This window comes from Bauldia sp., from assembly GCF_020442045.1.
Taxonomy (GTDB): domain Bacteria; phylum Pseudomonadota; class Alphaproteobacteria; order Rhizobiales; family Kaistiaceae; genus Bauldia.
Genome location: NZ_JAGRLA010000080.1, coordinates 1 through 18151, shown reverse-complemented (window position 1 = coordinate 18151; position 18151 = coordinate 1). Strand labels below are relative to the sequence as shown.

Here is an 18151-nt window from a genome sequence, read left to right as displayed (position 1 = left end):
CCGGCCTGAGGAGGCGGGACATGGAACACATCCGCGAGGTCTTCGCCGACGAGCGGGCCGACGACCACAAGGCGGTCGGCATCAGCATCGAGCGCTCCGACGCGCTCGGCCACGTCACCGGCAAGACGCAGTTCTACGCCGACCGGCATTTCCCCGGCATGCTGACGCTGAAGATGGTGCGCAGCCCCCATCATCATGCCCGCATCCTCGGTGTCGATACGGCGGCGGCGGAGGCGATGCCCGGCGTCGTCCGGGTGCTGACCCACAAGGACGTGCCGGAGAACATCTACACGATCCTTCGCCTGATCCAGGTCGAGCCGAATGACGAGCCGGTTCTCGCGGTCGACAAGGTGCGCTTCAAGGGCGAGCAGATCGTCGCCATCCTCGCCGAGAGCGAGGCGATCGCCCGCGCGGCGGTCGAGGCGGTCAGGGTCGACTACGAGGTGCTGGCTCCGGTCTTCGACGTCGAGGAGGCGCTGAAGCCGGATGCGCCGATCGTCAACGAGTATCACGGCCACAACTACTTCACCTACGAGGGCCACCACTGCCGGCGCGTTCGCCATGGCGATGTCGAGAAGGGCTTCACGCAAGCCGACCACGTCCTCGAGGAACGCTACCAGTCGTCACCGATCGAGCATGCGCCGGTCGAGACCACCGGCTGCATCGTCGTGCCGGAGGCGAACGGCCGGCTGACCTGCTACTCGAACACCCAGGCGCTGTTCTTCACCCTCGACAATACCGGCCTCATCCTCAACGTCCCCTTCCAGCGGCTGAGGATGATCGGCGGCACCGTCGGCGGCGGCTTCGGCGGCAAGGTCGACGTCATCACCGAGCCGATCGCCTTCCTCGCCGCTGACCTCATCAAGCGGCCGGTGAAATACAGCTACTCTCGCGAGGAGGAGATGCAGGTCTCCAGTCCCCGCGCGGCGGAACGTATCTACATCAAGGATGGCGTGATGAAGGACGGGCGGATCGTCGCCCGCCAGATCCGGCTTTATGTCGACGCCGGCGCCTATTCACGCCACAGCCCCTACGGCACCACCAAGGCCGCCGCCCACATGCCCGGGCCCTACACCATCCCCAACGTCCTGGTCGACGCCCATTGCGTCTACACCAACCGCACGCCCTCCTCGGCAATGCGCGGCTTCGGCGTCACCATCGGCGACTTCGCGCTGGAGGTGCAGATGGACAAGATCGCCCGGCTGCTCGGCATGGACCCGCTCGCGGTCCGGATGATCAACGCCTATCGCGACGGCGACATGAAGGCCCATGGCGAGACGACCAAGGGCGCGGCGCTGGTCGAGGTGATGCGGGCGGCGGCGGACTTCGCCGGCTGGCCGCTCGCCGATGAGCATCGCGCCGCATCGTCGTTGAAGGGAGGGTGAGGAGTTGGTCCTGCGTCCTTCGAGGCTCGGGCTTCGGCCTCGCACCCCCGATCGAGCCGGGGGCAGCCTCTCAGGATGGCGAGGAAGTGCACATCACTCCGATCGCCTCTGCAACCTCTCCAGACTATCACACGCCGCCATCCTGAGGTGCTCCGCGCAGCGGAGCCTCGAAGGACGCACAGGCACCACACTGCAAGGAGCCATCCATGGCTAAGGTTCGCGGGCGCGGCGTCTCGGCCGTCAATTATCCGACCGGCATGAATCTCGGCGGCGACCCGAGCCAGGCGCTGGTCCATGCCACCACCACTGGCACCTTCGTCGTCACCCTGTCGAGCGTCGATCTCGGCCAGGGGCTGAGGACGGTGATGACCCAGATATGCGCCGAGGCGATCGGCGTGCCGCCGGAGATGGTACTGATCGACACCGCCGACACCGACACCGGCCCGCACTGCATGGGCACTTTCGCCAGCCGCGGCACCCACCGTATCGGCAACGCCATCGTCATGGCGGCCAACGAGGCGCGCGACGTGCTGATGGAGGTCGCGGCCGAGGAGCTGGAGGTCGATGCCGGCGACCTCGAGACCGACGGCAAGGGCGCGATCCATGTCAAGGGCGCGCCATCCAGGTCGATCTCGGTGATCGAGACCGCGCTCGCCGCCCATTTCAAGCACGGCAGGACGATCTCCGGCCGCGGCATGTTCATGGCCGAGCGCTCCTTCCCCGAACCGGAAACGGGAAAGATGCGTCCCGCGACCTGCTACGCCCATGCCTGCACGGTCGCCGAGGTCGAGGTCGACACGGAGACCGGCGAGGTCGAGGTCAAGTCGCTGAAGAGCGCCTATGAGGTCGGCCGCGCGCTCAACCCGAGGATGGTCGAGCAGCAGATCATCGGCGGCGCCTGGATGGGCATGAGCCACGCCCTCTACGAGACCACCGAGCCCTATTATCCCGACCGCGACCACGGACCGGTCGACTTCAACGAATACCTGATGCCGGGGCCGGGCGACCTGCCGGAATTCGGCGGCGTCATCCTCGAGCGGCCGGCCGGTGACGGACCCTATGGCGCCAAGGGCGTCGGCGAGATGACCGCCAATTCGCCGATTCCCGCCATCGCCAACGCCATCTTCGACGCCGTCGGGGTTCGCGTCGACTCGCTTCCGATCACGCCTGAAAAGGTGCTCCGCGGCATCCTCGCCAAGGAACGCGCCTTCACCGAACCCGCTGAATGAAAGGAACCGGCATGCTGAAGATACTCTCGCTGATGAAGCGCAAGGACGGACTGAGCTACGACGAATTCCGCAACTGGGCGATCAACGACCATCCGAAGCTCGCCGAGAAGCTGCCGGGCCTGCGCGGCTACCGGATGAACGTGCCGATCGCCGAGAACCCGGACCTGCCCTATGACGCGATCAGCGAGATGTGGTTCGATGACGATGCGGCGCGGCTCGCCGCCTTCGGCACCGATGCCGGCAAGGCGGCCGGCGCCGACGCCGCCGCCCACGCCGAACGGACGCATTTCATGGCCGAGGAGAAGGTGTTTATTGACTGAGCCTTCGCTCCTTCGCGCCGCCCGACCGGTGAGATGGGACGCCCTCTCCCCCCTTGTGGGGGAGACAGCGGAGCTTCGCCCGGCAAAGCCGGGCGATAGCGGAGCTAGAGAGGGGTATTCCACTGCGGTGAGAGGTACCCCTCTCCCGGATTTCCGAAACCGATTTGCTTCCGCAAATCGGGGAAATCCGGCCTCCCCCACAAGGGGGGAGGCAAGGAGCACGGACTTCCTCGGCAAGGCAGCGCCATGACCACCCCGCCCTTCCCGACCCCCGAGGCACTGGCGGAGGCGCTGGCGCGCGCCGACTATCTCGCCGACGACGGGCTGGCCGTGGCCGGCTTTCTGGCGCTTGCCCTCGGCAAGCCGCTTCTGGTCGAAGGCGTGCCAGGCGTCGGCAAGACCGAGGCCGCGAAGGCGTTGGCGACGGCGCTCGGCCGCGACCTCATCCGCCTGCAATGCTACGAGGGGATCGACGCCGGCCAGGCGCTCTACGAATGGAACTATGCCCGCCAGCTCCTCGCCATCCGCCAGGCGGAAGTCTCGGGTAGTGCCACCGACCTCTACGCCGAGGATTTCCTGATCGAGCGGCCGCTGCTCAAGGCGCTGCGGAACGCGGAAGGAAGCGTCCTGCTGATCGACGAGATCGATCGCGCCGACGACGAGTTCGAGGCCTTCCTGCTCGAATTCCTCGCCGACTACGAGATCTCGATCCCCGAGATCGGCACGGTGAGGGCCGCCGCCCCTCCCGTCGTGGTGCTGACCTCGAACCGGACGCGCGAGCTCAACGAGGCGCTCCGCCGCCGCTGCACCTATCACTGGATTCCCTATCCGGACCCCGCCCGCGAGGCCGAGATCATCATGCTGCGCGCCGGCGACGTCGCCGAGGCGACCGCGCGCGCGGTGGTGGCCGCGGTCAACGCGCTCCGCCAGTTGCCGCTGGTCAAGGCGCCGGGGATTGCCGAGGCGGTCGACTGGGCCCGTGCCGCCGCCATGCTCGACGACGGCCGGCGGGACTGGCCGGCCGCGCTGAAACGCTCGATCGGCCAGGTGCTGAAGGACGAGGAGGACCTCGCCGCCGTCGCCGGGCGGCTCGACGCACTGATCGGAGGCGAGGAGCAATGAGCCGCACCTGCGTCCTTCGAGGCCCGGCTGCGCCGGGCGCCTCAGGATGGCGGGGTGGGAGGAAATCGAAATACCGCGATGGGGCGCGGAATCAGCCTAGCGAGCGTCCACGGAGGCGCGGGTGACAACTGGCAGCCCCCGCCATGCTGAGGTGCGAGCGCATCGCGCGAGCCTCGAAGCACGCACCATCCTCCCCGCCGGCGCCCGCCTCTTCCACGACTTCACGGTGCTGCTGCGCGCCCACGGCTTCGCGACGGCCACCGACCAGACGATCGCCTTCCTCGACGGCATCCGCCGCCTCGGCCCGCGGATGATGGACGACGTCTACTGGGCGGCGCGGGCGACGCTGGCCCCGCCGCCCGGTCGCATCGAGGAATTCGACGCCCTCTTCAACGCCTTCTTCCATGACGCGGCGGACCTCGGAATCGTCTCGGAGAGCCTCCCCGAGGAAAACGCCCCGGCACGGGAATCCGGTGCCGCCGATCTTCAGCCGGCAATCGCCGAAAAGGTCAACGAGACCGGCGAGGCCGCCAGCACCGCCGAGGCGCTTGCCGCGCGGACCTTCGCCCCGATGACCGACGACGCGCGGCTGGCGCTGATGCGGCGACGCCTCGCCGTATGCGCGCCCCGACGGCGCGGCTATCGGCGGACGCCGTTCCGCCGTGGCGACCGGCTCGATCTTCGCCGGAGCCTGTCGGCGATGGTCCACCACGATCCAGCCGCGATCCGCCCGGCCTGGACCCGGCGCCGCGACCGGCCTCGCCGCGTGCTGCTCCTCATCGACATTTCCGGCTCGATGAAGCGCGAGACCGACGATTACCTCCGCTTCGCCCATGCCCTGACCCAGGCGCTGCCCGCGGTCGAGACCTTCTCCTTCGGCACCCGCCTGACCCGGCTGACGCCGTCGCTCCGCCACAAGGACCTCGACCGGGCGCTTGCCGAGATCGCGCCGTCGGTCGCCGACTGGCAGGGCGGCACGCGGATCGGCGAAAGCCTCGCCCGGTTCCTCGCCATCCCCCGCTTCGCCCGCGCCTCGCGCGGCGCACTGGTCGTCGTCCTGTCGGACGGGCTGGAACGCGGCGGGCCGGACGAGATGGCACGCGCGGTGCGCCGCCTCGCCGCCCGCTCGTGGCGGCTCGCCTGGCTGACACCGCTGGCCGCCGACCCGGACTTCAGACCCGAGACGGCGGCGCTCAAGGCGATCCTGGGCATCGTCGACCACCTCGGCGTCGGCGCCGGCATCGGGGTATTGTGCGACTTCATGGAAGGAAGCGCGCGGCTCGGTGCGGCGCCACCGGCAACCGGCCGCAGGGGAGGACAACATGGAAATGCCGATCATCGACGCGCATCATCACATCTGGCGGCAGGCCGACCTGCCCTGGCTGACCGGACCGATGGTGCCGCGGATCTTCGGGCCCTATGAGCCGATCCGCCGGGACTACGGGATCGACGAATATCTCGCCGATCTTGCCGGGAGCGGCGTCGTCAAGTCGGTCTACGTCCAGACCAACTGGGCGCCGGGCGAGGCCGAGGACGAGGTCGCCTGGGTCCAGGGCGTCGCCGACGCCCACGGCTGGCCGCACGCCATCGTCGGCTATGCCGACCTGATGGCCGATGACGTCCGCCCGGCGCTCGACAGGCTGATGCGCTATCCGCTGATCCGCGGCGTCCGCATGCAGCTCCACTGGCATGACAACGAGATGTATCGCTTCGCCAGGCGGCCCGACCTCGCCGACGACGAGACCTTCCGCAAGAACTTCGCGGCGCTGGCCGAAACCGGCCTCAGCTTCGACCTCCAGGTCTTCGCCAGCCAGATGGCCGGCGCCGCCCGGCTCGCCGCCGACTTCCCCGACACGACCTTCATCCTCCAGCATGCCGGGATGCTGGAGGACCTGTCCGAGACCGGCATCGTCTCGTGGCGGGACGGGATCAAAGCCCTGGCCGCGCAGCCGAACATCGTGTCGAAGCTCTCGGGCCTCGGCACCTTCATCCACCGCAACGACCCGACCCACATCGCCATGGTCGTCCAGGAGACGGCGGGCATCTTCGGTGCCGACCGCTGCCTCTTCGGCTCCAACTTCCCGATCGAGAAGCTGTGGACCGACTACGGCACCCTTGCCCGAACCTATCGCGACGCCGTGTCCGTCTTCCCGCCGGAAGAGCAGAAGGCGATGCTCCACGACACCGCCGCGCGGGTGTACCGCATCTGACCGCATCGCCACTCGGACTGGCCAGGACCTGCGTCCTTCGAGGCTCCGCTCACGCGGAGCACCTCAGGATGGCGGTGGAGGCGAGTTGGCACGCGGCTGGCTGCGCCGGTTCCACCTCTGCCGTGAAGGCGAAACCTCCTTCGCCATGCTGAGGTGCCGCCGGAGGCGGCCTCGAAGCACGCAAGGCCGCGCTAGCTGTGCCCGAGCACCGGGTGGGGGCGGTACGGCTCCTCGAGTGCCGCGATCTCCTCCGCGGTCAGCTTGATATCGAGGGCGGCGATCGCGTCCTCGAGATGGCTCATCTTGCTGGCGCCGACGATCGGTGCGGTCACCGCCGGCCTGGAGAGCAGCCAGGCGAGCGCCACCTGTGCGTTCGGCACGCCGCGCTTCCCGGCCACCTCGGTGACCCGGTCGACGACCCGGAAGTCGTCCTCCTCGTAGTAGAACTGGTGGGCGAAGGTATCGCTTTTCGAGCGGGTCGTCCCGCCGCCGTCCTGCCGGCGCCGGCCGCCGGTGAGGAAGCCGCGGGCAAGCGGGCTCCACGGGATGAGGCCGATCCCCTCGCTCTCGCAGAGCGGGATCATCTCGCGCTCTTCCTCGCGATAGATCAGGTTGTAGTGGTTCTGCATGGTGACGAACGTCGACAGGCCGAGGCGACGCGACGTTTCCAGCATCTTCGCGAACTGCCAGGCGAACATTGAGGACGCGCCGATATGGAGCGCCTTGCCGGCCTTCACCACGTCGGTCAGCGCCTCCAGCGTCTCCTCCATCGGCGTCGTCCGGTCGAAGCGATGGATCTGGTAGAGGTCGACATAGTCCATGCCGAGCCGCCGCAGCGAATCGTCGATGGCGTGCATGATATGCTTGCGCGACAGGCCGCCTTCGTTCGGATCGTCGCCCATCGGGTTATAGACCTTGGTCGCGACCACCACCCTGTGCCGGGCGACCCCGAGCTCCCTCAGCGCCCGGCCCGTCACCTCCTCGCTGGCGCCGCCGGAATATATGTCGGCGGTATCGAAGAAATTGATGCCGGCATCGAGCGCGCGGGCGACGAAGGGCCTGGCCTCGTCATAGTCGAGGATCCAGTCGCGCCATTGGGACGAGCCATAGGTCATCATGCCGAGGCAGAGCCGCGACACCTTGAGCCCGGTGGCGCCGAGATTGACGTATTCCATGGGGGATTGTCCGTCGATATGATGCGGGAAAGCGAAGATACTCTACGCCTCTGAAGCCGGGTGACAAGCGCGGCCGCCGCCTCGACGCGATGCCTCCCCTCGGCCCCCTCAATCCGGAACCGGACAAGATGACCTATCTCCCCGCCGACGACCGCTACGACCGCATGACCTATCGCCGCTCGGGACGGAGCGGGCTGGACCTCCCGGAAATCTCCCTGGGGCTCTGGCAGAATTTCGGCGGCATCGATAGTTACGAGGTCGCCCGCGCCATGCTCCGCCGCGCCTTCGACCGCGGCGTCACCCATTTCGACCTCGCCAACAACTACGGACCGCCCTATGGCTCGGCGGAGGAAAATTTCGGCCGCATCTTCGCCGCCGACTTCAGGCCGCTCCGCGACGAGCTGGTGATCTCGACCAAGGCGGGCTGGGACATGTGGCCCGGCCCCTATGGCGACCGCGGCTCGCGCAAATACCTGATCGCCAGCCTTGACCAGAGCCTGAAGCGGATGGGGCTCGACCATGTCGACATCTTCTACCACCACCGGCCGGACCCCAACACGCCGCTCGAGGAAACGATGGCGGCGCTCGACCACATCGTCCGCCAGGGCAAGGCGCTCTATGTCGGCATCTCGCAATACAAGCCGGAGAAGACCCGCGAGGCGGCCGCTATCCTCGCCGGCATGGGCACCCGGCTCCTCATCCACCAGCCGAAATACAACATGCTCGACCGCTGGGTCGAAGACGGGCTGCTCGACGCCCTCGGCGAGCTCGGCGTCGGCTGCATCCCCTTCTCGCCGCTCGCACAGGGCTTGCTCACCGGCAAGTACCTGAAGGGGGTTCCCGACGATTCCCGCGCCGCCCGCAACGGCAGCCTCCAGGCATCGGGCGTGACGCCCGAGCTGGTCGCCAAGCTCCAGGCGCTCGACGCCATCGCCAAGCGCCGCGGCCAGTCGCTGGCCCAGCTCGCCCTGACCTGGATACTCCGCGACGCGCGCGTCACCTCGGCTCTGATCGGCGCCCGCACCGTCGAGCAGCTCGACGATTCCCTAGACGCGCTGAAGGCCGGCCCGCTGTCCGGCGAGGAGATCGGCGAGATCGAGGCGGTGCTGGCCTAGGCGGGCGGGCCGTGGATGTCTGTTTCGGCCTGTGGCCGGTGCGTGCTTCGAGGCTCGGGCTTTGCCCTCGCACCTCAGCATGGCGGGGTGGGAACACCTTCCGATCGGGGCGCCACCTGGGCGCAGCTTGCACCCAAACAGCCATCCTGAGGTGCTCCGCGCCGGCGGAGCCTCGAAGGACGCACCGGAAACGCGCCTCTCCTCCCGCGGGATGCTAAGCCGCCTTCGCCTCGCGATAGGCGAAGCCGACGCCGGTCTGGGCGTCGAAGACATGGATCTTGTCCGCCGACCAGCCGCATTGGACCGAATCCTCGATCCCCATCCGCAGGGTCGCCGGCACCGTCGCCTTGAACAGGTGATCGTCGACGCGCAGCGTCACGATCTGCTCGACGCCATGGTTCTCGACATGATGGACCCTGGCCTCGACCGGCTGGTCGGGACCGACCACGACATCCTCGGCGCGGATGCCGAGCTTGACCGGGCCTGAATAGCCGGATGTGTCGCGCGCCGCCTCGCCGGCAAGCGTGGCGTCGAGCTTGCCGGAAAGCGCGCTGACCCGGCCGTTTGCCAATTCGCCGGCGGCGAGGTTCATCGCCGGCGATCCGACGAAGGAGGCGACGAAGACATCGCGCGGGCTGTTGTAGATCTCGTAGGGCGTGCCGATCTGGGCGATCCGCCCCTCGTTCAGCACGCCGACCTTGTCGCCCATAGACATCGCCTCGATCTGGTCATGGGTGACGAAGAGGAAGGTGGCGCCGAGCTTCATCTGCAGGTCCTTGAGCTCGGACCTCAGCGCCTCGCGCAGCTTGGCGTCGAGGTTGGACAGCGGCTCGTCCATCAGGAAGGCGCGCGGCTCGCGCACGATCGCCCGTCCGATCGCCACGCGCTGCATCTCGCCGCCCGACAGCTTGTCGGTCTTGCGCTCGAGGAGGTGATCGATCCTGAGCGTCTTCGCCGCCGAGGCGATGCGCCCGTCGATCTCGCTCTGGGAATAGCTGTGGACCTTGGATTTGAGGGGAAATTCGAGATTCTGGCGGACCGTATAGCGCGGATAGAGCGAGTAATACTGGAAGACCAGCGCGATATCGCGCTGCGCCGCCGTCCAGTCGTTGACGTCCTGGCCGTCGATGCTGACGACCCCGCTGGTCGGCTTGTCGAGGCCGGCGATCAGCCGCAAGGTCGTCGTCTTGCCGGCGCCTGTCGGCCCGAGCAGGACGAAGAACTCGCCGTCGGCGATGTCCAGCGTCAGGTCGCGGAGCGCCGTGACGCCGCCATACGTCTTGGTGACTCGCTCAAGCCTGACGTGTGCCATTTTCCTCACCAAGCCTGATGTTCAGGGAATCGCCGGATTTCGTATCGAAGAAGTGGGTCTGCGCGGCATCGAGCCGGGCCCAGACGGTCTCGCCGACCCGCTCGACCATGCCGCTATGGGTGCGGGCGCGGAGCAACTGCTCGCCGATCTTGAGATCGACGATGTCATAGGCCCCGAGCGGCTCGATGATATGCGCCTCGACCGGAACATGTCCGGCTGTCTCGGTGGTGGAGATTATCACGCCCTCGGGTCGGACGCCGAGGACCAGCGAGTCATACGACTTGGCTTCGAGGCGTTTCGGCAGATCGGCCGGGAATCCGAACACCGCGTCGCCGTCGCCGATCACCACTTCCGCGCCGTCCGCCCCGCCGGCGCGGACCGTGGCCGGCAGGATGTTCATCACCGGACTGCCGATGAACTGGGCGACGAAGAGGTTGGTCGGATACTGGTAGACCTCGCCCGGGGTACCGACCTGCTGGAGGACGCCGTCATTCATGATGGCGATGCGATCGGCCAGCGACATCGCCTCGACCTGATCGTGGGTGACGTAGACGGTGGTCGAGTCGTTCTCGATATGGAGGCGCTTGAGCTCCGAGCGCATCTCCTCGCGGAGCGCGGCGTCGAGGGCGCCGATCGGCTCGTCCATCAGCATCGCCTTCGGCCGCCTGACCAGGGCGCGGCCGATCGCCACCCGCTGCATGTCGCCGCCCGACAGCGCCGACGGGCGCTGGTTGAGCAGATGCTCGATCCGCAGCGAGCGCGCCACCGCCCGCACCTTGGTGTCGACCTCGGCCTTGCTCTCCCGCGTCGCACGCAGCGGAAAGGCGATGTTGTCATAGGCGGTCAGGTGCGGATAGAGCGCGAAGAGCTGGAAGACGAAGGCAATGTCGCGATCCGAGGCGCGCAGGTCCTGCACCGCCTTGCCGTCGATCCTGATGTCGCCGGTATCGATGGTCTCCAGTCCGGCGATCGCCCTGAGTGTCGTCGTCTTGCCGCAACCCGACGGGCCGAGCAGCACGACGAACTCCTTGTGGGCGATCGTCAGGTTCAGCTTCCGGATGACGTAGTTGTCTCCGAAATATTTCTCGATGTTCTGCAGCGCGATTTCTGCCATGGGCTAAAGGCTCACTCTTCCTCTTGCCCGGGGCCAGGCTTGATGTGCGAAAAGATCAGGAAGCCGACGAGGCCGACGAGGATGATGGTCACGCCGTAGCGGTGGAAGAACAGGCTCCACGGCTGCAGCAGGGCGACCATGCCGGCCACCATGATCCACATCGAGAGCGGTTCGAGATATTTCTCGCTGACGCGCGGGAAAGTCATGGCCGCTCCTATTTCCGGATCGCGCCAAAGGTGACGCCACGCAGCAGGTGGCCACGCAGGGCGAAGGTGAAGATCGCCACCGGCAGCAGGAACAGGAAGGTTCCCGCGGCGATGACCGTCCAGTCGGTGAGCCCGGATCCGACCTGCGCCGGGATGAAGGGCGGCGCGGTCTGGGCCCGGCGGTTGGTCATGATCAGCGCGAAGGCATATTCGTTCCACGCGATGATGAAGGAGAAGACCGCCGTCGCCGCGATTCCGGTGGTCGCCTCCGGCAGCACGATCTTGAAGAAGGCCTGCATGCGCGTATAGCCGTCGACCAGCGCCGCCTCCTCGTATTCCTTCGGTATCTCGTCCATGAAGCCCTTCATCAGCCACACCGAGAAGGACAGGTTGAACGCGGTGTAGAGGATGATCAGCCCGAGATGGGTGTCGGTCATCCCGACCACCCGGTACATCAGGAACATCGGGATCGCGACCACCACCGGCGGCAGCATTCGCGTCGACAGGATGAAGAACAGCAGGTCATTCTCGCCGGCTATCCGGAATCGCGAGAATCCATAGGCGGTGAGCGTCCCCATCGCCACCGCCAGGAAGGTGCTCGTCACCGCCACGATCAGGCTGTTCAGGAAGCGGTCGGGATAGGGCGAGAGCTGCACCGAATCGCCGACGCGCAGGACCCGCTCGCCGCCGTCGTAGATCGCCTTCTCCCACCACGGCGCCGCGTCATAGACCTCGGGCTCGACCGGCTTGCGGAGCTGGACGCGCTTGGTGAACAGCTTGACGAAGGGCGTCACCTCCGGCTGGAAGAGCACCGTCGGCGGCACGCTGGTCGCCAGCGCCCGCGGCTTGAAGGCGGTCGAGGCGATCCAGTAGATCGGCGCCAGGAAGATGAGGGTGATGATCAGCACCGCGACGATGGCGATGCGGTTGGTGACGCGCCGGGCCGGCGACGTGACGGCTGCCATCCCTAGCGCTCCTTCACCTTGTTGAGATACTTCACGTAGATGTTGGTGATCGCCAGGACGACGATCAGCACGATATAGGCAAGCGCGCTGGAGCGCCCGGTCTGCCACTCCTGAAAGGCCATCTTGTAGAGCCGTATCGAGATCATCTCGGTCGTCGGCTGGCCGCTCATGATGAACGGCAGGTCGAAGCTCTTGAATGCCTCCATGGTGCGGAAGATGATCGCGATGATCAGGATCGGCGCGACCAGCGGCAGGGTGATCCGGGTGAAGGTGTACCAGGTGCCGGCGCGGTCGATAGCCGCCGCCTCGTAGAGGTGCTGCGGCACCGCCGAGAGACCGGCGAGCGACAGGAGCATCACGAAGGGCGCCCACATCCAGATATCGGTGATCGCCACCGCATAGAGCGCCACGTCGGGGTCGGAAAGCCAGTCGAAGGAGCCGAGGCCGAGGGCGTAGTTGATGATGCCCCAGGACGGGTCGTAGAGCAGCTTCCAGAACAGGCCGACCACCGCCATCGACATCATCATCGGCAGCAGCAGCAGGGTGGTGATCAGGCCCTTGAACGGAATCTTGCGGTTGAGGAGCAGCGCCAGCCCGAAGCCGACGATCACCTGTCCGCCGACGGACACGATGACATACTGGGCGGTGACCGTGAAGTTCCGCCAGATATTCGGGTCGTTGAGCAGCTCGCGATAGTTCTGCAGCCCGACGAAGTTCACCGGGTCATTCACCGATGCGCGGAAATCGGTGAACGAGTAGCCGAGCGAATAGATCAGCGGGAAAATATTGAAAACAATGAGAAAAGCGAGCGTCGGCAGGATGAAGATATTGCGGATGGTGAGATCGCTCCATCCCCGCGCCGCTGCCCGCGTATCGCTTTCCAGTCGCGCAATGACCGCCAACGCTTCCCCCGTCGGTTGCCCGATTTCCGATTACGGCTTCGGAAGCCGGAGCGGCATGGACCGCCCCGGCTCCCGGGTATGAACCCGGATTACATCCGGCCGTATTTCTTGAAGGTCGCGTTCCAGTCCGCGGCCAGGCCGTCAAGCGCCTCCTTGGCGGTTCCCTCGCCACCGACGACGTAGGGATAGAGACGGTTGTTCATCGCGGTCAGCAGCTCCGCATATTCCGGCACCGCCCAGAAGTCCTTCACCATGAACATCGACTGGTAGAAGGCCTCGTTATACGGCGTGGCGTTGCGGAAGGCCTCCGACTTCAGGACCGCCTGGCTGCAGGTATAGCCGCCGAGGTCGGCCCATTTCTGCTGGACGTCGTCGCGGATGAACCACTCCAGGAACTTCATCGCCTCTTCCTTGTTCTGGGAATAGGAGACGATCGAGATTCCCTGTCCGCCGAGCGCCGCATGCTGCGCGCCGGACGGGCCCTTCGGGTTGGCGAAGTAGCCGGTGTTTGCCGCATTCGGGTTCAGCGCCGGGTTGTCGAGCGCCGGGAAGAAGGCGAAGAAGTTCATGCTCATCGCCGCCAGGTTCTCGGTGATCGCCTGGTTATCCTCCTGGAAGAACACCTTGCCCCAGTTCGGCGGCGTGAAGCCGTAGAGCTCCTTGTACATCTCCACCGCGGCGATGTTCTCCGGCGAGTTGATGATGCCGTCGACCTTGTAGGTCGAATAGTCGCCGAGGTCGCCGCCGTAGCTGAACACGGCGCTCTCGATGCCCATCGCCATCGCGTCATAGGAGTTGTCGGTGTAGATGGCGATGCCGTATTTCTTGTCGTCCGGGCGATAGAAGAACTCGGCGATGTCGCGCAGCTGCTTGTAGTCCTCCGGCACGCCGAGGTCGTAGCCATACTTGGCCTTGAAGGCTTCCATCTCCTTCGGATCCTCGAACCAGTCCTTGCGATACGCCCAGCCGGCCGCGTCGCCCTCCGCCGGGATCGCCCAGTATTTGCCGTCATATTCGGCGTAATACTTGACGGTCGCCGGGGCCATCACCTCGGCCAGCTTGTGCTCGTTGAAGAAGTCGGTGAGGTCCACATAGTGACCGCCGGTCGAGCCGGCGCCGAGCCACTGCGAGTCGCCGACCACCATGTCGTAGGCGTCGCCCTTGGCATTGAACTCGGTGAAGGCCTTGGTCTGGAAGTCCGACCACGGCGTCGTCTCGACGGTGACCGTCACGCCGGTCTCGGCGGTATATTCGTTGACGAGTTCCTGCAGATAGTTCGCCGGATCCCACTCCGCCCAGAAGATCGTGAGCTCGGTGGCAGCCGCCGCGTTGACGGTGAACGCCATGGCGGCGCCCGCAAGCAACGCAGTCCATTTCTTCTTCAGCATGCGTTTCTCTCCCTTTATGAAACCGATCCGCCATACGGGTGACGGAATTCAGTTGACCGTGCGTCCTGTCCTCTTCCTGGCGGTCTTCATGCCGCTTTTCGTTTTCATTCCGCTCTGGCGACGCGAACGCTCGACAGCTCCGGAATCGGCGATCGCCGACCGGACCAGCGCGAGGGAAGCCCATATGGCGACCCGCCGCGCTTCCTCTCCGTCGAGACCCGATATGTCCTTGAGGACGACCAGGGCCTCCGTACCAAATACAAGTGACAGCGCCTGCGTCAATCTGTCAAATTCGGCCGGCGACAGCCGGTTCTTCAATGGGTTGAGCGCCGCGTTGAGAAGACCCTTGCGATTGCCGCGGACGAGCCGCGCCTCGTTGCCGAGGGTTCCCGCCTTGCCGCGCGTCCACTGGTCGATGGCCAGCATCAGCACCGCCCGATGGGTCGCCTCATACGTTTCGATGTGGGGATAGGCGAAGTCGATCAGATCGGCGATCCGCTCCTCGGCCTCGGTCGAATCCGATTCCCATTCGAGAATCGGCCCGAGCGCCTGGGCGACGGTTTCCTGGATCATCGCCGCCTGGCTCGGGAAATAGCGATAGGCCGTGGCACGCGACACTTCCGCCGCCTCCGCCACTTCGCTTACCGAGGGAATCAGGCCTTCCTCCATCAGCCTCATCGCCGTGTCGAGCATCCTTTTTTTCATGCGCGCCCGGGCGCCCGTCCCGCCGGCGCGCGTGTTGCCATGCACTTGACGTGAGACGGTCATATCAATATGATACACACGTCTCACGACAAAAAGCAATTGTGGTTTTCCGATAATTTGATCGTTCCGGTAGAGAGCGGCGGGAAGCCCGGGGAAACAGCCCATGGCCGCGATCGCCCGCCAGCAGATCCTCTTGAAATTCCGGGACATGGTTGAGCGCAAGGTGCCGATCGTCGGCGGCGGCGCCGGGACCGGGCTGTCGGCGAAATGCGAGGAAGCCGGCGGCATCGACCTGATCGTCATCTACAATTCGGGCCGCTACCGGATGGCGGGCCGCGGCTCGGCGGCCGGGCTGCTCGCCTATGGCAATGCCAACGAGATCGTCCGGGAGATGGCCGTCGAGGTCCTGCCGGTGGTCGAGCACACGCCGGTGCTGGCCGGCGTCAACGGCACCGACCCCTTCGTGCTGATGCCGCAATTCCTCGCCGAGCTGAAGGCGATGGGCTTCTCGGGCGTCCAGAATTTCCCGACCATCGGCCTCTTCGACGGCAAGATGCGGCGCGCCTTCGAGGAGACCGGGATGAGCTATGCGCTCGAGGTCGACATGATCGCCGAGGCCCATGCCCTCGACCTCTTGACGACGCCCTATGTCTTCGATCCCGACGAGGCGCGGGCAATGACTTCGGCCGGCGCCGATGTCATCGTCGCCCATATGGGGGTCACCACCGGCGGATCGATCGGCGCCACCTCCGCGGCGACGCTGGAGGAATGCGTCATCGCCATCGACGCGATCTCCGACGCGGCGCTTTCGATCCGCGACGACGTGATCGTGCTCTGCCACGGGGGACCGATCGCCATGCCGGACGACGCGGCCTTCGTCCTTGGCCACTGCCGGAACTGCCACGGCTTCTATGGCGCTTCGAGCATGGAGCGCCTGCCGGTCGAGACCGCGCTGACCGAGCAGACGCGGCGATTCAAGGCGATCAGCTTCTAGGAGGCTGCAACCGTGCCGCACAGGGAGGAACGAAAAATGCCGCGCAGGTTCACCATCGCCAGCGAAACCGAGCCGGAGACCCTCGATTGGGGCCAGCTCCGCTGGCTGAGCCATCCGCCGTCGACCGGCGCCGACCAGCTCACCGTCATCGACGTCTCGCTGATGCCCGGCAAGGGGCACGACTTCCACAAGCATCCCGACCAGGAGGAAGTGATCCTGGTCGTCGCCGGCACGGTCGAGCAGTGGGTGGACCGCGAGAGGCGGATCCTCGGCCCCGGCGACTCCGCCCATATCCCGGCCGACGTCGTCCACGCCTCCTTCAATGTCGGCGACAGCGAGGCGAAGATCGCCGCGATCCTCGGCCCCTGTGTCGGCGAGATCGGATACGAGCTGGTCGATGTCGCCGGCGAGGAGCCGTGGAAGTCGCTGCGGAGCTGAATGCCGATACCCGCTCCGCGGGAGCGGTCTCGACATTTGCCCGCTCCACGGCGAAAACTGGAACAGGCGATAGGACAAGCTATCCGATTTCGAAGGGAGGACTGAAACGTGGCCGGAGGGAACAACTACCCCAAGCTTCATAACGCCATGTGGCCGGGCGTCGTCGGCAAGGGCGCGCCCGATTCCGAGCCGTTCATTTCGCTCGACACGCTGTTGACCCTGACGGCCAATGCCGAGGTCGACGGCCAGAAATTCGACGGCATCGACCTGTGGCTGGCCGATCCGCATATCTCGATCGACTCGACGCCGGACGAGGTCAGGGCGTTCTGCGACCACGTCGCCAGCTTCGGCCTGAAGATCGGCTCGATGGTCGCGCCGATCTGGGGCGGCGCCGGCGGCGGCTCGGCGATGGGCGCCGAGGACGACCGCAAGCGCTTCATCGACCAGGTCCGCAAGGCCTGCGTCATCGGCAGGCAGATGCGCGAAATCGGCATCCGCCCGTCCGGCGGCGTCCGCATCGATTCCTCGACCAGCGTCGAGGACTGGGACAAGGACCCCGAAGGCGGCACGAAGATGATCGCCGAGACCTTCCGCGAGGCCGGCAGGATCGCCGAGGACCACGGCGAGTTCCTCGCCGCCGAGGGCGAGATCTGCTGGGGCGGCATGCATTCATGGCGCGAGAACGTCAAGCTGCTGGAGATGGTCGGCATGCCCGGCGTCGTCGGCTACCAGGCCGACATGGCCCATTCGATGCTCTTCGTGCTCGGCGCCAACGCCGAGAAGGACCGCCTCCTGCCGGCGGATTTCGAGTGGAGCGATACCGCCGCCCTCGACGCGGCCTACAGACAAGTCGCCGACGCACTGCGGCCCTGGACCCTCGATTTCCACGTCGCCCAGAATGACGGCACCGTCTTCGGCTCGGGCGACCACGAGAAGACCGGCCGCCACTGTCAGGTCTCCGACCCCAACGGCCGCCTCGATATCGTCAAGCACGCCGGCTACTGGCTGCGCGACGACGCCGGCAACCTCACCAGGACCATGCGCCACATCTGCTGGGACGGGTGCATGTTCCCGAACGAGGTCATGGAGAAGCAGGAGACCTGGAACGCCATCCTCGGCGCGATGATCAAGGTCCGCGACGCCCATGGCTGGCAGGAATAGGGACGGAAATCGTTAGATGGCAAAGAAACCACTCAACATCGGCATGGTCGGCTACGGCTTCATGGGCCGGGCTCATTCCAACGCCTACCGCCGGGTCGGCAACTTCTTCGACCTCGACTACCAGCCGGTCCTCAAGGCCGCCTGCGGCCGCAACAGGAAGGCGGTCAAGGCCTTCGCCGACCAGTGGGGCTACGAGTCGACCGAGACCGACTGGAAGGAACTGGTCAAGCGCGACGACATCGACGCCATCGACATCTGCGTGCCGAACGACCTTCACGCCGATATCGCCGTCGCCGCGGCGAAGGCCGGCAAGATGGTGCTCTGCGAGAAGCCCATCGCCCGCACCACCCGCGAGGGCGAGCGGATGGTCAGGGCGGTGGAGAGGGCCGGCGTCGCCAGCCTCGTCTGGT

19 protein-coding genes are annotated in these 18151 nt (G+C 66.3%); 11 read left to right on the top strand and 8 right to left on the bottom strand.

All coding sequences use genetic code 11. The annotated features are described in order from the left end of the window. Nucleotides 1–20: 20 nt before the first annotated feature. From KDJ86_RS08910 to KDJ86_RS08885, 6 genes are all read left to right on the top strand, one after another. Nucleotides 21–1385 carry a xanthine dehydrogenase family protein molybdopterin-binding subunit gene (locus tag KDJ86_RS08910; RefSeq protein WP_291744809.1) on the top strand — a complete coding sequence of 455 codons (1365 nt, stop codon included), beginning with the start codon at nucleotides 21–23 and terminating at the stop codon, nucleotides 1383–1385. A 206-nt stretch (nucleotides 1386–1591) separates the two neighbouring features. After that, nucleotides 1592–2614, top strand: coding sequence for a xanthine dehydrogenase family protein molybdopterin-binding subunit (locus KDJ86_RS08905; RefSeq protein WP_291744805.1), 1023 nt, complete (start codon nucleotides 1592–1594; stop codon nucleotides 2612–2614). An 11-nt stretch (nucleotides 2615–2625) separates the two neighbouring features. Next, entirely contained in the window at nucleotides 2626–2934 is a 309-nt protein-coding gene (locus tag KDJ86_RS08900) for an EthD family reductase (RefSeq protein ID WP_291744803.1), read from the top strand. A gap of 246 nt (nucleotides 2935–3180) precedes the next feature. Beyond that, nucleotides 3181–4056, top strand: a complete 876-nt coding sequence (locus KDJ86_RS08895) for an AAA family ATPase (RefSeq protein ID WP_291744801.1) — start codon at nucleotides 3181–3183, stop codon at nucleotides 4054–4056. Nucleotides 4057–4177: 121 nt separating this feature from the next. After that, entirely contained in the window at nucleotides 4178–5479 is a 1302-nt protein-coding gene (locus tag KDJ86_RS08890; protein ID WP_291744799.1) for a VWA domain-containing protein, read from the top strand. Beyond that, the gene (locus KDJ86_RS08885) at nucleotides 5385–6266 is read left to right on the top strand and encodes an amidohydrolase family protein (RefSeq protein ID WP_521085273.1); all 882 of its coding nucleotides are present in this window, start codon (nucleotides 5385–5387) and stop codon (nucleotides 6264–6266) included. Before KDJ86_RS08890 ends, KDJ86_RS08885 begins: the two co-directional genes overlap by 95 nt. Before the next feature lie 191 nt (nucleotides 6267–6457). Here KDJ86_RS08885 and KDJ86_RS08880 read toward each other — a convergent pair whose 3' ends face one another. Further along, complete coding sequence (locus KDJ86_RS08880; RefSeq protein ID WP_291744796.1) at nucleotides 6458–7441, bottom strand: aldo/keto reductase; 984 nt, start codon at nucleotides 7439–7441, stop codon at nucleotides 6458–6460. A gap of 128 nt (nucleotides 7442–7569) precedes the next feature. On the opposite strand from KDJ86_RS08880, the gene mgrA reads away from it, so the two are divergent. Beyond that, nucleotides 7570–8556, top strand: a complete 987-nt coding sequence (gene mgrA, locus KDJ86_RS08875; protein ID WP_291744794.1) for an L-glyceraldehyde 3-phosphate reductase — start codon at nucleotides 7570–7572, stop codon at nucleotides 8554–8556. A gap of 214 nt (nucleotides 8557–8770) precedes the next feature. Here mgrA and KDJ86_RS08870 read toward each other — a convergent pair whose 3' ends face one another. From KDJ86_RS08870 to KDJ86_RS08840, 7 genes are all read right to left on the bottom strand, one after another. Next, nucleotides 8771–9868 carry an ABC transporter ATP-binding protein gene (locus tag KDJ86_RS08870; RefSeq protein ID WP_291744793.1) on the bottom strand — a complete coding sequence of 366 codons (1098 nt, stop codon included), beginning with the start codon at nucleotides 9866–9868 and terminating at the stop codon, nucleotides 8771–8773. Then, a complete protein-coding gene (locus KDJ86_RS08865; protein ID WP_291744792.1) occupies nucleotides 9849–10982 on the bottom strand; it encodes an ABC transporter ATP-binding protein in 1134 nt (377 codons plus the stop codon). The genes KDJ86_RS08870 and KDJ86_RS08865 overlap by 20 nt, the downstream gene beginning before the upstream one ends. 11 nt (nucleotides 10983–10993) lie before the next feature. Continuing rightward, a complete protein-coding gene (locus KDJ86_RS08860) occupies nucleotides 10994–11188 on the bottom strand; it encodes a hypothetical protein (protein ID WP_291744790.1) in 195 nt (64 codons plus the stop codon). A gap of 8 nt (nucleotides 11189–11196) precedes the next feature. Further along, nucleotides 11197–12153 carry a carbohydrate ABC transporter permease gene (locus tag KDJ86_RS08855; protein WP_291744789.1) on the bottom strand — a complete coding sequence of 319 codons (957 nt, stop codon included), beginning with the start codon at nucleotides 12151–12153 and terminating at the stop codon, nucleotides 11197–11199. Nucleotides 12154–12155: 2 nt separating this feature from the next. Continuing rightward, on the bottom strand, nucleotides 12156–13055 hold the full coding sequence (locus KDJ86_RS08850) for a carbohydrate ABC transporter permease (RefSeq protein WP_521085272.1): 900 nt from the start codon (nucleotides 13053–13055) through the stop codon (nucleotides 12156–12158). 89 nt (nucleotides 13056–13144) lie between these two features. Beyond that, nucleotides 13145–14443, bottom strand: a complete 1299-nt coding sequence (locus KDJ86_RS08845) for an ABC transporter substrate-binding protein (protein WP_521085271.1) — start codon at nucleotides 14441–14443, stop codon at nucleotides 13145–13147. 48 nt (nucleotides 14444–14491) lie between these two features. Continuing rightward, nucleotides 14492–15211 (bottom strand): TetR/AcrR family transcriptional regulator, encoded by a 720-nt coding sequence (locus KDJ86_RS08840; RefSeq protein WP_291744788.1) that lies wholly within the window; start codon nucleotides 15209–15211, stop codon nucleotides 14492–14494. A gap of 100 nt (nucleotides 15212–15311) precedes the next feature. On the opposite strand from KDJ86_RS08840, the gene KDJ86_RS08835 reads away from it, so the two are divergent. From KDJ86_RS08835 to KDJ86_RS08820, 4 genes are all read left to right on the top strand, one after another. After that, on the top strand, nucleotides 15312–16142 hold the full coding sequence (locus tag KDJ86_RS08835; protein ID WP_291744787.1) for a phosphoenolpyruvate hydrolase family protein: 831 nt from the start codon (nucleotides 15312–15314) through the stop codon (nucleotides 16140–16142). A 36-nt stretch (nucleotides 16143–16178) separates the two neighbouring features. Further along, on the top strand, nucleotides 16179–16580 hold the full coding sequence (locus KDJ86_RS08830; protein WP_291744786.1) for a cupin domain-containing protein: 402 nt from the start codon (nucleotides 16179–16181) through the stop codon (nucleotides 16578–16580). Between the two features lie 108 nt (nucleotides 16581–16688). Beyond that, on the top strand, nucleotides 16689–17741 hold the full coding sequence (locus tag KDJ86_RS08825) for a TIM barrel protein (protein WP_291744784.1): 1053 nt from the start codon (nucleotides 16689–16691) through the stop codon (nucleotides 17739–17741). A 16-nt stretch (nucleotides 17742–17757) separates the two neighbouring features. Next, a partial coding sequence (locus KDJ86_RS08820) for a Gfo/Idh/MocA family protein (protein WP_291744781.1) occupies nucleotides 17758–18151 on the top strand: 394 nt, incomplete at its 3' end.